At 49.9% G+C, this 15,049-nt stretch carries 20 protein-coding genes; all 20 read left to right on the top strand.

What is annotated here, in order from left to right; genetic code table 11:
- The first annotated feature begins 7 nt into the window (after positions 1 to 7).
- The 20 genes from DS742_RS17590 (at position 8) to DS742_RS17500 (ending at position 15,016) form a co-directional block, all read left to right on the top strand.
- Positions 8 to 571 carry a DUF6550 family protein gene (locus DS742_RS17590; protein WP_117418288.1) on the top strand — a complete coding sequence of 188 codons (564 nt, stop codon included), beginning with the start codon at positions 8 to 10 and terminating at the stop codon, positions 569 to 571.
- A 194-nt stretch (positions 572 to 765) separates the two neighbouring features.
- Positions 766 to 2,385 (top strand): DUF8193 domain-containing protein, encoded by a 1,620-nt coding sequence (locus DS742_RS17585; protein WP_496196560.1) that lies wholly within the window; start codon positions 766 to 768, stop codon positions 2,383 to 2,385.
- Positions 2,357 to 2,863, top strand: a complete 507-nt coding sequence (locus tag DS742_RS17580; protein WP_117418286.1) for a prepilin peptidase — start codon at positions 2,357 to 2,359, stop codon at positions 2,861 to 2,863. Before DS742_RS17585 ends, DS742_RS17580 begins: the two co-directional genes overlap by 29 nt.
- A 15-nt stretch (positions 2,864 to 2,878) precedes the next feature.
- Positions 2,879 to 3,652, top strand: coding sequence for a Flp pilus assembly protein CpaB (gene cpaB, locus DS742_RS17575; RefSeq protein WP_117418285.1), 774 nt, complete (start codon positions 2,879 to 2,881; stop codon positions 3,650 to 3,652).
- 134 nt (positions 3,653 to 3,786) lie between these two features.
- Complete coding sequence (locus DS742_RS17570; protein ID WP_242996569.1) at positions 3,787 to 4,617, top strand: CpaE/TadZ family protein; 831 nt, start codon at positions 3,787 to 3,789, stop codon at positions 4,615 to 4,617.
- A complete protein-coding gene (locus DS742_RS17565; RefSeq protein ID WP_117418284.1) occupies positions 4,610 to 5,983 on the top strand; it encodes a CpaF/VirB11 family protein in 1,374 nt (457 codons plus the stop codon). Before DS742_RS17570 ends, DS742_RS17565 begins: the two co-directional genes overlap by 8 nt.
- The gene (locus DS742_RS17560; RefSeq protein WP_117418283.1) at positions 5,984 to 6,916 is read left to right on the top strand and encodes a type II secretion system F family protein; all 933 of its coding nucleotides are present in this window, start codon (positions 5,984 to 5,986) and stop codon (positions 6,914 to 6,916) included.
- Positions 6,913 to 7,791, top strand: a complete 879-nt coding sequence (locus DS742_RS17555; protein WP_117418282.1) for a type II secretion system F family protein — start codon at positions 6,913 to 6,915, stop codon at positions 7,789 to 7,791. The genes DS742_RS17560 and DS742_RS17555 overlap by 4 nt, the downstream gene beginning before the upstream one ends.
- 176 nt (positions 7,792 to 7,967) lie before the next feature.
- Positions 7,968 to 8,117, top strand: coding sequence for a hypothetical protein (locus DS742_RS28935; RefSeq protein ID WP_170313505.1), 150 nt, complete (start codon positions 7,968 to 7,970; stop codon positions 8,115 to 8,117).
- A gap of 56 nt (positions 8,118 to 8,173) precedes the next feature.
- Entirely contained in the window at positions 8,174 to 8,395 is a 222-nt protein-coding gene (locus DS742_RS17550; protein ID WP_117418281.1) for a DUF6133 family protein, read from the top strand.
- Positions 8,396 to 8,479: 84 nt separating this feature from the next.
- The gene (locus DS742_RS17545; RefSeq protein ID WP_117418280.1) at positions 8,480 to 8,842 is read left to right on the top strand and encodes a hypothetical protein; all 363 of its coding nucleotides are present in this window, start codon (positions 8,480 to 8,482) and stop codon (positions 8,840 to 8,842) included.
- A gap of 46 nt (positions 8,843 to 8,888) precedes the next feature.
- Positions 8,889 to 9,302, top strand: coding sequence for a zinc-finger-containing protein (locus tag DS742_RS17540; protein ID WP_242996567.1), 414 nt, complete (start codon positions 8,889 to 8,891; stop codon positions 9,300 to 9,302).
- 17 nt (positions 9,303 to 9,319) lie between these two features.
- On the top strand, positions 9,320 to 9,898 hold the full coding sequence (locus DS742_RS17535; protein WP_117418278.1) for a sigma-70 family RNA polymerase sigma factor: 579 nt from the start codon (positions 9,320 to 9,322) through the stop codon (positions 9,896 to 9,898).
- Between the two features lie 60 nt (positions 9,899 to 9,958).
- Positions 9,959 to 10,654, top strand: coding sequence for a hypothetical protein (locus tag DS742_RS17530; protein ID WP_117418277.1), 696 nt, complete (start codon positions 9,959 to 9,961; stop codon positions 10,652 to 10,654).
- Between the two features lie 5 nt (positions 10,655 to 10,659).
- Positions 10,660 to 11,142 carry a hypothetical protein gene (locus tag DS742_RS17525; protein WP_117418310.1) on the top strand — a complete coding sequence of 161 codons (483 nt, stop codon included), beginning with the start codon at positions 10,660 to 10,662 and terminating at the stop codon, positions 11,140 to 11,142.
- A gap of 75 nt (positions 11,143 to 11,217) precedes the next feature.
- Complete coding sequence (locus tag DS742_RS17520; RefSeq protein WP_117418276.1) at positions 11,218 to 11,826, top strand: PX domain-containing protein; 609 nt, start codon at positions 11,218 to 11,220, stop codon at positions 11,824 to 11,826.
- A 125-nt stretch (positions 11,827 to 11,951) separates the two neighbouring features.
- Positions 11,952 to 12,551 (top strand): type IV toxin-antitoxin system AbiEi family antitoxin domain-containing protein, encoded by a 600-nt coding sequence (locus DS742_RS17515; RefSeq protein WP_117418275.1) that lies wholly within the window; start codon positions 11,952 to 11,954, stop codon positions 12,549 to 12,551.
- Positions 12,548 to 13,387: a nucleotidyl transferase AbiEii/AbiGii toxin family protein gene (locus tag DS742_RS17510; protein ID WP_117418274.1), complete on the top strand. Its 840-nt coding sequence runs from the start codon at positions 12,548 to 12,550 to the stop codon at positions 13,385 to 13,387. Before DS742_RS17515 ends, DS742_RS17510 begins: the two co-directional genes overlap by 4 nt.
- A gap of 293 nt (positions 13,388 to 13,680) precedes the next feature.
- Complete coding sequence (locus DS742_RS17505) at positions 13,681 to 14,082, top strand: single-stranded DNA-binding protein (protein ID WP_242996564.1); 402 nt, start codon at positions 13,681 to 13,683, stop codon at positions 14,080 to 14,082.
- 124 nt (positions 14,083 to 14,206) lie between these two features.
- A complete protein-coding gene (locus DS742_RS17500; RefSeq protein ID WP_117418272.1) occupies positions 14,207 to 15,016 on the top strand; it encodes a hypothetical protein in 810 nt (269 codons plus the stop codon).
- The last annotated feature ends 33 nt before the right edge of the window (positions 15,017 to 15,049 follow it).

Here is a 15,049-nt window from a genome sequence, read left to right as displayed (position 1 = left end):
TTTTTCTATGAAGAACTTTTTTAAATCTAAAGGTTTCATCATTACTTCATTAGTCGTCCTCTGCATCGCCATCCTGGGCGTATGCTGGTATATAAGCCGGGATAAGAACGATTCGTTTCTGCCGAATGAATCGCCGCCTGCCTCCAACACTGCCAGCGACTGGTCAGAGAATGGTTCACAAACCGGAAATGGCAGCGGCACAAGCGCCCATACCTCACCGCAGCCCACGACCCCAGCGGAAGAATATCCCAAGGTGGTAGAGGAATCCGTGGATGAAGTCGTTATCGACTTCACTGACACGGAGAAATCTGAAACCACACCACCGCCCGCTCCGGAGGGAAAGACCGTTCAAGAAGATACCGGTCCCGCACATGAGGTCAATCCTGATCCGAAGGTAACCACTCCGGAACCCCAAAAACCGGCCAGTAATACGCCGGCAGCCGGTTCCACCAATGGAAACGGAGCTGTTTACGATCCTGTTTTTGGTCCAGTCGTTCCCGGAGAGGGGCAGCAGGCAGTCGGTGACAGTGATGGCGACATTGATAAGATGGTCGGCAACATGGGCGAGTGATTTTCCACAACTGAACAGTATATTCGGCAAAAGCCGTCACTTTCATCAGGTGGCGGCTTTTTGCTGTCCAAAAAATCAAAATGAATGGAGTGTGATGCGATTTGAAACGATTTTTCGCCGTTGTATGCAGCTTTGTCCTGCTGCTCGGTCTGTTTCCTGGTACGGTGTTTGCCGCCACTGACCCAAATGGCAATATGGACGGAGGTGGCGGAGGTATGGGCCAAGGCACCTCCGCCAATAAATGGACTCCAGGGAATGATGGAGTACGGATTACTGTAGTAGATGCAAAAACTGGTACTGCGGTATCCTCCCCTGTGGACTTTACAAACCACAGCCAAAATAATGTTCTGCACTTTGGAAAGGTAAACAAACTGCAATATAAAACTGGCACTGCTCTTTCTCTGAGGTCTGGCGTTGCCTATAGCTACATCAAACCGTCCACGGCCATGCCAACTATCGTCAGTAGTAGCGGAGGAAACAACATCGAGGCCATCAAGCGATATTTCTGCAGTGAATACGCCTGCAAGATGGTGGCGCAGCATGCCGGTGTGAATTATGAGGCAATGATCGCCGGGCAATACAAGCTTCTGGTGGAACCAATCGCCTACTTCACGCATAACTCGCAGTATTACTGTATGACCGCCACGGAGGCGGGCCTGTACGACCAACTTTCCGGAGGTGCCCTGCGAAAAACGATGACCTCTCTGACCCACAAAAACCTGCCCCTCAGTATGTTTTTGGAGTACAGTGATCTGGGCATCTCCGCATGGACCGGCAACACCACGGACAAGCAGAGCAACGCCGACATCATCAGTACCTTAGGCGTGGGCATTGTCTGGTTTACAGAAATTCCAGAGCAGCCGGAGGGGGATATTGAAGCACCTGATGTGGAATACAGAACGGACACGGATGTAATAACCGCCGTTACGTTGACAACCAATCGGAATCTGACGCCGGACAATCCTGCTACGGTGACCTTTCATATTATGGGTACCAATTACCGGATACGGGATATTGTGATTCCAGCAGGCGATTCTCAGATTGTCTGGGTCAAATGGCATACGCCATCCACACCCCAGACCATCTCCATTACAGTGTCCGTCAGCGGCGCCTATACAGCAAAGGATACCTTTGTGGCGAAAATTGTGGATCTGAACGAGCATATCCCGCCCGATCCTCTGGCAACTGATACCAATCCCGGCTATTCGGTGCCGCCGCTCCCAACCAATCCACAGAAGACAACGGCAAATTGGGGAGTATGGAGCTGCTATTGGGTACCTGTATGGGTGTGGTGCGATCACAGCACAGACGAAGACCCGGATGCCGGCCATTGGGTGGATGAAGGCTACTGGGAATTTGAATATACCGGTTATTCGGCTAGTATCACAGGCTCCATGTCGCTGATGCCGGATGATATTGTTCCTACTGCTTCGGGCAAAACCATGAAAAGCGGCTATGGCGTGAAAACGGAGGTTTCTGCCACGCTATCCACCAATGCATCTGCCAGCCATATTACTTATCCACAGACCGCCTTTTCCGTCTTTCCGGAATTTAACTATCAAACCTATCTCCGGCTGTTAAAGCGGACCTCCAGCGGGAAAATTGCACGGTTTACCTTCCGGGAAAATGAATTTTCCACCTACAATCGAACCGTACATTTTACTCCACTTTGGTTCCCTGACGCAACAAAGTATACGGTCTATACCCAAGTGTGGGACACATGGACCCCGGACGGAATGCTGTCTGTGAACCTGAATGACTATGTATCCATCCAAGGGAGTCTCTATGATGACTGGTACACCAACCGAGAATAATATTCTGATGGCCTATCAGCTGGCAGTCTTTCTCTGCGTGACCTGCTTTGCCATCTACGATATCCAGACCAGACGGGTGCCCGACCGGGCACTCGCTTTCTTTTTGCCCTTTGCGGCGCTCGCGCCCATGCTCCGGTTGTTGGCCCTATCGGGTACCGGCACAGAGCTGGCATGGTATCTTCCCATTGTGACAGATGCTCTTCTTGGCGCTCTGCTCGGTTTTGCCGTCCCGCTGGCGGCTGCTCTGGTAAGCGGTGGCACCGGCATAGGCGGCGGAGATATCAAATTTTGTGGCATTCTGGGACTAATCTACGGCGTTTCCGGGATGGCCCTGATTTTTCTTGTCGCAGCGATGCTGGCAATGCCAGTGTCGCTGCTTCTGCGTAGGATGGTTGGAAAGCAGATGCTCTCCATTCCATTCTTGCCGTTTCTGGCCTGCGGCTGCTCTGTGGCAACCGTTGCCCAACTAATTTTATGATAGGAGAATTTGCGTATGAAAGTAAACAACCGATTTATCTTCGGCGTTTTGAGCCTGGTACTGGCGGCGGTCATTGCCTTTGTGGCACTGCCCACCATTGCCCGTCAGACCAACGGCAAAACCGAGATCGTCCGCATTACCCAGACAGTTCTGCGAGGCGAACAGCTCTCCTCTGATAATACGGAGGCCATGGAAGTGGGTGGCTATAATCTGCCTTCCAATGTGGCGCACAAGCTGTCCGAGGTGGACGGCCTATATGCTACAGCTGACCTATTGCCAGGCGATTATATCCTGACCAGCAAGATCAGTACCGTCCCTGTTTCCTCAGATGTGGCGCTCAACAACATTCCTTCCGGCAAGGTTGCAATTTCCCTTACGGTCAAAACACTGGCCTCCGGTCTTTCCGACAAGCTGCAGCCGAGTGATATCATCCGAATCTATCATTTTTTGGATGTCGCAAAGGATATTCCGGAGTTGCAATTCGTAAAGGTGCTGTCCGTCACCGATGCCGACGGCATTAACGTGGACAATACCAAGGACCCCGTGAAAGATGAAGAAAAGCAGCAGTCTGCCACTATCACCGTACTGGCGACGCCTGAGCAGGCCAAAATCATCACTGCTCTGGAAAACGACGGTGTGGCTCATGTGGCTCTCATATCCAGAAACAACACCAAAGCGGCGGAGGAGCTGTTAGCCATGCAGGATGAGGCTCTGATTGCACTCTATCCTCCGGTGGCCGGCATCACAATTGAGGATTCGGAAGACGTTTCCGAAGAACCGCAAGAATAATATGGAGGAATACTTCTTATGAAAAAAGACCACTTATACCGTTGAGTGTTACTTCGAATAACCCTGTTTCAGGGAGGATGCTCAGTTTTGGGTATCCTCCCTCCTTATTTTCAAGATCAAGGAGGTTCCATTCTATGTCAAAAATCATAGCGGTGTGGGGCAGCTCGGGCAGCGGCAAATCCATGTTCTGCTGCATCCTTGCAAAAGCCCTCACCAAAAACAAGCAAAAGGCCATCATTGTCAATACTGATCTGGGCACACCCATGCTCCCGGTATGGCTGCCGGAACAGGTCGTTCAGACCAATGCCTCCATCGGTCAGGTGTTGAGCAGCGTGGAAATCGACACCACTCTGGTTGCCAGTCATGTGACAGTTCTCAAAAGCTTCCCCTTCATCGGCTTGATGGGATATAGTGCCGGGGAAAATCCTCTTAGTTATCCAGAAATCCAGTATGGTATGGTGCTTCAGCTGATCAATGCCGCCGCCAAGCTGGTGGACTATGTGATTCTGGATTGCAGTTCCAGCATGACCAATGTGTTTACGCCTGCAGCGATTGATTCCGCAGACGTTGTTGTGCGCATCCTAACGCCCGACCTCAAGGGAGTCAATTATCTCAAGGCTCACCAGCAATTGCTCACCGATGCGCGTTTCAAGTATAACGAACACATTACCTTTGCAGGCATGGCCCGCCCCTTTCATGCTCTGGACGAAATGGGGCATCTCATTGGCGGCTTTGATGGGCTGTTGCCCTACGGCAAGGAAATCGACCGTTGCGCCACCGAGGGCGGAATGTTCAGGGCTATCAATTACTGCAACCCCAAGTACACCGCCTCCCTGAACAAAGTTCTGGAGATGCTTGAAGAACCGGCTCAGACAGAGCAGGTCCCTGACGAACCGGAAGCATCTGAACCGGCAGATGTCGGCTCGGGTGCGGAGGGATGCGCGGAGGACTCTGCCGATGAATAATCTCAACGATATATTCTTTGCCCCAGTCGCTACCGAGGGCCTGACTTATGACCAAATTCTGGAGGATGTGCAGCGATATTTTGCTGAGAATCATGCTTCCGTCATTGCAGAGGCTGGTGAAACCAACACCGAGCGTGCCTCCACTGTATTGAAAGAACTGATGGTACAGTACCTCGTCAAGCGCAAATATGCCACAGAGGACCTTACAACTGCGGAACTGTGCGCTAAGCTGTACGAGGATATGGCCGGCTATTCCTTTTTAAAAAAATGGATTTATATGCCCGGCGTGGAGGAGGTAAACATCAACGCCTACAATGATATTGAGGTCATTGAGTCCAGCGGGCGCAGCATCAAAATTCCGGACAAGTTTTCTTCCCCTCAGCAAGCCATTGATGTGATCCGCCGTATGTTGGTGGCCTGCGGCATGGTAATTGATGATACCATGCCCTCCATAATAGGATTTCTGGATAAAAACATCCGTATCAGCGTGGATAAAACACCCATTGTTGACCCGGATGTGGGGATAAATGCTTCTATCCGTATCGTCAACCAACAGACAGTTTCCGAACAGAAATTGCTGGATTCCGGCAGTGCCACAGCGGAAATGCTGCATTTTCTAAAAGCCTGCATCCGTTACGGGGTTTCTGTCTGCATTGCGGGTTCTACCGGCTCTGGTAAGACCACCGTCATGGCATGGCTGCTCTCCAATGTACCGAACAACCGGCGTTTGATAACCATAGAGGAAGGCAGCCGGGAATTTGATTTAGTCAAGCGGGACGAAAACGGCAACATACTCAATTCGGTAGTCCATTTACTTACCCGGCCCAGCGACAATCCTTCACTGAACATCAACCAGGATTTTCTTCTGGAACGCGTCCTACGCAAGCATCCCGATGTAATTGGCGTTGGTGAAATGCGCTCTGCAGCAGAGAGTCTCTCAGCGGCGGAAAGCTCCCGGACCGGACATACGGTATGCACTACCATTCACAGCAACGGCTGTGCCTCCACCTACGGCAGAATGATGACCCTCGCCAAGCGAAAATTCAACATGGATGATTCCGTCCTCATGCAGATTATGGTGGAGGCTTATCCGGTAATTGTCTTCACAAAACAGCTGGAGGATCGAAGCCGAAAAATCATGGAAATTATCGAGGGCGAGGCTTTCGAGGATGGGAAACTGGTGTACCGTTCCCTTTACAACTATGACGTGGTAGACAACGTGACTGATGCCAAGGGACAAACCTGTGTAGTAGGCCGCCACAATAAGATGGGAATGATTTCCGACGCACTGAAAACACGGTTGCTGGATAACGGTATTTCCCATAAGGAACTGGAAGAATTCATGCACATGGAGGAGGTGGAATAGTTGCAGTGGATTTATATTATTTGCTTTTGCCTGCTCTCCGCAGGACTGCTGACACTGTTTGGCGTTCAGCCAGGTGACTTTGTTGACGCCATTTTTAACTCCCAGCGCAAGGCCGCCACGTTGACCGACGAACTGAACGTGCTGATGGGCACGCCAGCCAAAGGCTTTTTCAATCAGGATTACGAACTCAAACGGATTTTGCAGGACACTGGCCGGGCAGATCGCTATGAGTCGGTCAAGCGGCTCTCTCTGATTTTGTTTGCCGTGGGTGCCGTCCTGGCCCTTCTAATTGACAATGTTTATATGGTGCCTATCATGGGCATCGGTTTTTCACTCATGCCCATCTGGTATCTTCGCAGTACTGCAGCCAGTTACAAAAAGCACCTGAACGAGGAACTGGAGACGGCTATCTCTATCATTACTACGTCGTATCTGCGAACCGAGGACCTAATCCGGGCAGTACGGGAAAACCTGCCGTATATCAATGAACCGGTACGAGCCAATTTTGAAGCGTTTGTATATGAAGTAGAAATGATCAACGCCAACATCAGCAGTGCCATCAACACTCTGAAAATGAAAGTTCCAAACCGGGTCTTCCACGAATGGTGCAATATCCTAATTCAGTGCCAGTCAGACCGCTCAATGAAGAATACTCTGCCCACCATCACCCAGAAGTTTTCGGATGTCCGTGTAGTACAGTCGGAACTGGAGGCTATGATGCAGGGGCCACGCAGGGAGGCAATTACCATGATGTTTCTTGTGATTGCCAATATTCCGCTCCTGTATTTTTTGAATAAAGACTGGTTCCATACACTAATCTTCACCACACCGGGCAAGATTGCTCTGGCGATTTGTGCAGCCATCATCCTGTTTTCACTGACACAGATTATGAAACTCAGCAAGCCCATTGAATACGGAGGTGATAGCGTATGACCCTGCTTGCCTTTCTTTCCATCATCTTTTTGGGCTTCGCTGTCTATAACCTCAGTTGTGCCATTGTGGACGTCCCTACCAAAAAGACTTCCCGGATGATGCTTCTCTCCCGCAGACAGCAAGGTATCAAAAACGAAAAACTCCTGGATGTCTATATTACAAAAATTGCAGGGCTATTGGCACCACTCCTTCGACTGGACCGGCTCAAACGCAACAAGCTGCACCGTGCCATCACCATTGCAGGGCTGGAACTAACCCCAGAAATCTATACCGCAAGAGCCTGGGTCACAGCGGCTGGTGTGGGCCTATGCGCCCTGCCGGTAGCTTTTATCATGCCGCTGTTTGTACCAATCCTAATTGGTCTTGCCGTGGCGCTCTGGTTTTCTACCTACTATGCAGCTTTTGATTATGTCAAAAAACGCCGAAAGCTCATTGAGTCCGAGATTCCCCGGTTCGCCCTGACCATCGGACAAAACTTGGAGAATGACCGGGATGTGCTGAAAATTCTGACGTCCTATCGTCGTGTCGCCGGCAAGGATTTCGGTGCAGAGCTGGATCAGACCATAGCCGACATGAAAACTGGAAACTACGAAAACGCTCTGCTACACTTTGAAACCCGCATCGGAAGTCCTATGCTTTCCGATGTTATACGAGGATTAATCGGTGTCCTGCGGGGTGATGACCAGCGGATGTATTTCAAGATGATTTGCTTCGACATGCGGCAAATCGAACAAAATAACCTGAAGAAAGAAGCGGCCAAACGACCTAAGAAGATCCAGCGCTATTCCATGATGATGCTCATTTGCATTATGATCATCTATCTGGTCGTTCTCTGCGTGGAGGTTCTAAGCAGCCTGGGGGCCTTCTTCGGCTAATCACCCCTACCCAAGGTGTTATATATATTTGTTCCTAACAGGTGATGAATGTTTCCGCACAAGGAGGTGATTTCTGCTTGTACTGCAGCGGCTTTTCATAAAAAATACGTATCATACCACAAACAGCCATGTATCGGTCTGCATATTTAGACCGGTATTTTTTTTAGGAGATGCTTATGAAGAAAAACAAGAATCATCTTCCGCCCGGCTCCAAGAAGGAAGGAAAACAGCGGTTTCGCTGGCTCCTGCGCCAACGTCCCAAGCCCTATCCGGACCGGCCACGTTCCATAAAAAACAGCCTGATTCGCCCCGCCAGACGTTCCTGACGGTGTGTCAGGCTGTTTTTTATAATCAAATTTTATCAATAACAGGAGGTTTCACCATGAAGAAAATGATCCATCGAATCCAAAACAAGTCCAATCTGCTCTGCCTGCGTGCCCGCACTGCGTTGTCCAACCAGCGTGGCAACTTCTATATCAGCGACGCGGTAAAAATCATCATTGCCGTGGTTCTGGGCGCCCTGCTGCTGGCAGCCCTGACCCTGATTTTCAACGATACGGTTATCCCCCGCATCACCCAGGTAATTGAGAGCTTGTTCAAATAAGTACCATCCAATGGGGATCAGTCCGCACACTGCGGCTGGTCCCCTTTTTTACATTTTCAAAAAACGACTAATGGAGGTGAAAGCATGAATCAGCATCCGTGCAGTTTTTATCCTTTCCTGCGAGCTGTGCAGGGGAACTGGCGCAACGCATTGTTTATCCAGTGCCGCTGCGCCACTTGTCCCTGTGAAGTTTCGCAATCCTGTCAGGGCTATTTATTGGCGGCAGACGCAGAGGGAAAGCCCCTTCTGGCATCGGTGTCCGAAATATCCCGGCTTACCGGAGAAACCGTAGACGCCACAGAATGCCGTGGCATTTTGGAACGTCAAGCGTTTGAAGCTGCCTACTGCCAATACGTCGAGTGGCATACCGAATCCAGCCGGGAATGTGCGCTTATGCAGCTATGTAACGTCTTCTGCTGTCAAAACGATCTTTCAAATAGCTTATAAGACGTAATTCTGCCGTAATCGGTACGTAATGGAGGTGAATGAATTTATGAAAAAGATGAAAATCCAAATTGAATGTCCTTATTGCAAGGCAAAAGCCATCCTGCGCCCTGCCAGCGTAGTCTATGGCTCAACCCTGAAAGAAAAAGGCCGGCATCTTTATCTGTGTACCAACTGGCCAGCCTGCGATGCCTATGTAAGTGCCCATAAGTCCAGCCTGCTACCCATGGGAACGTTGGCAAACGGCGACCTGCGCCACAAGCGAATTATGGCCCACCGGGCACTATCTGCATTCCAGCGACACGGCCACATGGAAACATGGGCGGTCTATCTCTGGCTCCAAATGCAGCTTGGCCTTAGCCGAGAAGAGGCCCACATTGGCCGGTTCTCCGCAGAGCAGTGTGAACAGGTCATCGCGGCATGCCGGCAGGCCATGAAGCTGCCCCGGCTATTATCGGCCTGAAAGTGAGGTGAACTTAAATGCAAAAAAACATGAAATTAACGATGAAACAGCAATGTCTAGTAGAATCCAACCTTTCGATTGTGCATTGGGTTATTGTAAAGAACATCCATGTCAATTGCACCATATTAGGGATGTCCTACGAAGATTTGTATCAGGAAGGATGTATCTGGCTGTGCAAGGCGGCAAGCTCCTATGATCCCTCCCTTTCCTTGTTTCCGACTTACGCTAAAAAGGTCATCCGGAACGGCTTGATTTCTTATTGCCGCCGCCGATGCGACAAGGAAAAGCACTTCGTATATTTGGATGTAGGCGACAACGGCGAACTGCTACAGGGTGCGATTGAGCGCAGTACAATGGATGGTTCCGCTTTCGATATCTCTTTTTTGGAGACACTGGATCTTCTGGATTCCAGAAAAGCGGCATACCACGGCGTTGCCCGGCTAGGCATCGAAGCATTGGCTTTAAAAATCCGTGGCTATAGCATTACAGAAATCGCCGCTCTCTATGATGTCCCACCCTCCCATGTGGGAGCCTGGATCTCCCGCTCGGCGCAAAAGCTGCGGAATGACCCGGCTTTCCTGGCAGGTTTGTATTGATTTGTTGAAAAGCGGCCGGTATAAATCGTAAAAGATAAATAGAAAAGGAGGTTTTCATCTATGACAAGAAAAACACTCTATACCGCCATCGGCCGCTTTGTCCGCAGGACAAACGGTTGTGGTCGCTCCTGCCCGGTTATCCTGCTGGGCGGTCAGGAGTATCTGATGGATATGCAGGAAATGGTTCTCTGGACCAGTTTAAACTGGCGCATCTCAAAACGAGAGGAAATCGGCGCAGCCTATGAAAAGACGGCGGCCTGTGCCTGTTTTTCATCAGATCGGTCTTGGGAGATGTGTGTAGAACGCCTGCTGACCCGTGGTCTGCTCATTTCCGGAAGCGGAGAGACGGAATACGATGCCCTTTATGATCTGTTGGGTTCTCTCAATATTATACCGGCAGACGGCAGCTTCGGCCTACGCTGTCTGACCTTCCTAAAACTGACGCTTCTTGAACATGTGTCTTTTTCCGCTGCCCGTAAACTATTCCAAAAAGACAACCGCACGTCAGAGGAAACACAGGTAATGCAGCTTGCCCGGCAGGCTCTGCTGTCTACCGCGGAGATTATCAAATGTGTGGAAAAGGACATCCACCGTCTGCATAATGAAAAGGCTCTTCTTGATACACTTTACGATGACAGCGATACGACCAGCGACAATATTGCCAGCATGATGAAAACAAGCGCCAGCACGAAACCGGTTGTTTTAGCCGTGGCAAATCTATATCTGCGCCAGCAGATTATTTTTGAAAGGGTGTGATGGGAATGAACCGATGGAATGAATCTCCACCAATCCTAAAGCGGAAATTCCTGCTGACGCTTCTTGCCGGCATCGGAGCCGTCATTGTAAGTCTTATCTTTTTCATTGCGGCAGGTGACCGCATTCTTCTGATGCTTGGCGGTATCCTGCTGGTCTTTTGTGTTTTCCGCAGCGTCAGTATCTGGAGATTGATATCCAACGACAACTATGAAACGGCGGAAGGGGTATGCACTGGCATTACCTCGCCGCCGTTTCGCCGTTACCGCAGGATTCATCTGCTGGATGAAAACGGGTCAGAGTTCACGGTGTTATTGGATCGGAGCGCCCGTCTTACCATTGGCACGCCATACCGCTTCTATTTTCAGAAAAATGCCCGCCCGCTGATGGGTAATGCCTATTTGGACGCCTCCCTGTCCACCAACGCTTTCCTTGGCTATGAAGAAATACAAACAGCAGACAGCGGCAGCCCAGAGCAGGAAGAAAAATAATTTTTGCTTTTTGCAGAAGTTTCTTTGTAATTTTCTATTTCAATAGATAGAAAGCGAAAAACGGAGGAAGTACCCATGTTTAAACCCCGCACCGTCAACCAGTTCAAGGTGTACCGTTTTATAAAGGAACGGTTTGCCCTTGACCATTTTTTAATCTCGCCCCTTTCCCGTTCGGCGCTGCTGCTGGAAGACCGCACCGGCGACAAACTTGCCTTTGCCTTTCAGGATGGTGATGTCCGGGAAATCGAAATCCCTGCGCCACCTGCTCCGGATGCCGTCCGTACCTTCTGGCAGCAATTCAGGATCCTTGAGTCGCCGCCCCGGATGAAGGATTTTGACGACATCACGGTCTGGTGGATGAACCATTCCAATCCTTTGACCTATCAGATGGCCCTGAATCTGCCGGACGACCTGTATCAGCACTTCCTGACCCACCCTATTTTGGAGGACAAAGCCGTATACCAGCTGGCTGAAAAGGGGCTGGTAACTGAAGCTGAATATCTTGATGTTCTGCTCTGGTATCGGAACGGGAATTTTAGAAATCACTGGCTCGGTCCGCTGGGATTGGACGGCACCGGAAACATTTATGGGCTAATCCGGAATTATGAAAAACCCAACGCTAATGAAATACGGTTTTACCTTTTAGACGACTACTACTGCTACATGAACCATCTGCCAGAATAGTATCCCGGTTTTCTGTATAAAATCTATTTATTTGCGCATACTAATTTTTAAGCATTTTGTTTACAATCGCACTTCATAAATGCTATAATTGAAGTACGATTGTAACAAGCTTGGAGGTGGCGCACATGGATAGCATATGGAACCAAATCGAACACATTGCAGAAGAAAACAGTGGCATCCTTACAACCGCACAGGTGGAGGCGGCCGGTATCAGCCGTACTGTGCTGAAACGCTATATAGAAGAAAAACAACTTGTCCGGGTAAGCAAAGGCCTGTATGTCCTGGAACATAGTATGGCAGATGAATATGTGCTTTTGCAGGCACGGAGCGGCAAGGCCCTGTTTTCCTATGGGACAGCGCTTTTTCTATGGGGACTGTCTGACCGGACCCCTCATATCATCGACCTGACCGTACCCCATGGGACGAATGTGAGCAAGATCGCGCGGGATAATCCCCAGGTGCGCTTTCATTATGTACAGGCGCCGATGTTTGAAGTTGGAAAAACGGAAACCGTCTCCCCGCAAGGCGGCACAGTCCGTCTCTATGACAAGGAACGCTGCATTTGTGACCTGATCCGGGATAAAAAAGAGATGGATATGCAACTTTATACCCAGGCACTCAAAGACTATTTCCGCACCGGCTCCAATGCCAGGCGTCTGCTCAAATACGGAAAAACCTTTGGTGTGGAGGAACAAATCAGAACCTATATGGAGGTACTTTCATGAAAACACCGGAACAGTTAAAGGGGGCGATCCGCAACATGGCCGCCTCCAAAAACCTTCGGCCGCAGGAAGTCTTGCAGATGTTCCTGTTTGAGCGCATTTTGGACCGGCTTGCAGCCTCCCGGTTCAGCAGCAATTTTATCCTCAAAGGCGGCCTTTTAATTTCCTCCATGATCGGTATCAGCGAACGGACCACCATGGACATGGACACCACCGTCCACGGCCTGCCGATGGAGGAGGAACAGATTGCCGACATTATCCTGGAGATTCTATCCCTTGATGTGGATGACGGCATCCAGTTTCAGTATCAGCGAATTGAGCCTATCCGGGAGGGCGACACCTATAACAATTTTCGTGTCCACATGGATGCCCGGTATGGAAAAATCAACAGTCCCATGAAAATCGACATTACCACTGGGGATGAAATCACTCCTGCCGCCATCCGCTATGACTACCCGCTACTGTTTGAACAAAAGAGCATCTCCATCATGGCATATACGCTGGAGACTATTCTTGCCGAAAAATATGAAACCATCCTGCGCCGTAATATCGGCACCACCCGTGCAAGGGATTTTTATGATTTACATATTCTGTTCCGTCAGCGCCATGATGAGATCCGCCCCGATGTTCTGCAGCAGGCCGTCCGCCATACAGCCGAGAAGCGAGGTTCTACTGCCGAACTGGAAGAATGGTTGGATATTCTCTCCGATATACGGGAGGAACCGGCTCTGTCCACCTTATGGAAAAACTACGCCAGGGAGAATGCCTATGCAGCTATCTTCTCCTTCCCCGATGTACTAGCAACTGTTGAAAGCATCAGCCGACTGCTGGAAAGATGACTCTTCTCTCACCTCAACTACAAAATATAGCGCTTGCTTTTGGATTTAATCTATATATTGTGTTTTATATCTTGACAGCCACAAAATACAGTGTTATACTGTCCTTGTAATTGATTTTTGTGCGTTTCCCTTGTGGGGTATGGACTTTGTTCCGTATAGCAGAATTACTTTCTGCATTGCACACGCTGTTAAGTTTGTATTCAAGTGTCAGTGGAATTACCGCGCCCTTTGGCCGGTTTGTCTGCTGGCACTTTTTTATATAGATATTAATGCCAATGGCAGAAAGGAGTGTTATGGCACTGATCGAAGTGACCGGCTACATCGTTACGGACTTATGCCCCAAAACAGGCCAGTCTGGGCGTCCTTACATCAGTTTCAACTTGCTGGAAAAGACCGGCCATGGGGAGAAACAATGGACGCAGCTTTATCAGGTATGGGCCTGGGGCAAAGCAGATGTAGACCGACTCATGGGACTGGACGTGAAAAAAGGCAGCAAGGTAACCGTGACCGGCAAACAAAAGCTGGTGGATGCCTATACCAAAGAATCCGGGCGGATAAAACAGCTTAAAATTTCTTTGCAGGATTGTAGGCTGGTTACCCAACCAGATTCCACGCAGCAACTTCACGAACCGGACGACACGGACACCGCTCCCGTAAGGGAACTCAACGGCGACCGTGAACCACTGCCGGAGTAAAAGAATACTTCGGCTTCGCACAGAGGGACCGTATCAAGTTTTCAGAATGAACTGAAACTTGGTGCGGTCCCTCTTTTTTTATTTTCAAAAGAAAATGCAAGAAAAGAAAGGATGGTATCAAAAAATGAACAGTGACAAAGCCCTTTGGGGCAGCATCAGTATATTAATTGGCACAGTCATCGGCATTTTAGCCCTTGTGCGTGGCCCCCTGCAAATCTGGCTATTGTTGGGCATCTTCGCCCTTTGGGGCCTCTGGGTCGTGGCATTTCTTCTTCTGCCGTATATGAGAGAGGCAAAGCGTCGCAAAGTGCGCCAGCAGCAGATCAAGCAACGTCAGGCAGAAGGCATTTCCCCCGCTTTCCATGTGCCGGAAGTAGGTGGTGAGCCTACTGAACTTCTCCTGCTTCGTCATGTAAATCACCGTATTTCCATCTACCTTCAGGCAGCCTATCCGAAAGTGACCTGGGAGTGGTGCGAAAAGCAGCCGGAAAAATTGATTCTGCATGGTGGAGTAGGCCGCATCCGTGTCTTTGGTGTGGAGGACTTTGACCATGCAGACATTAAGCTGGACCAGAAGGCTAATATCAGCTGCGATATGGTAAAAATCGTCCCGCTCGCCAAGGCTGGATACCCTGACGGTGGGGAGGCCCAACTGCCACCCAATCAACAGCCAGTCGATCCGCAGATATGGTATGAAATACAGGGACGCAAAGTTCTGGAGGCTTTAATGGCCGACTTAAATTCCCGTGGCCACAGTAGTCTTACGCTTTCTGAGGAGGGCGACATTCATGTGGAACAGGGAGAGGACGATGTGGTCCAGGAACACCTATCCGGCTTCCCAGCTAAGGTTTACTGGCCCAGGCTGGTACAGGTATTTGAGCGCAATGGTCTTGCTGCTGAAATTACGGCAAAAGGTGTTCAGGTATCGTGGTGACTCTTGCACAAAGAAAGGAAGTGAATACGACAA

Source organism: Lacrimispora amygdalina (genome assembly GCF_003432035.1).
GTDB classification, from domain to species: domain Bacteria; phylum Bacillota; class Clostridia; order Lachnospirales; family Lachnospiraceae; genus Lacrimispora; species Lacrimispora amygdalina.
This window is presented reverse-complemented; position numbering and strand designations above follow the sequence as displayed.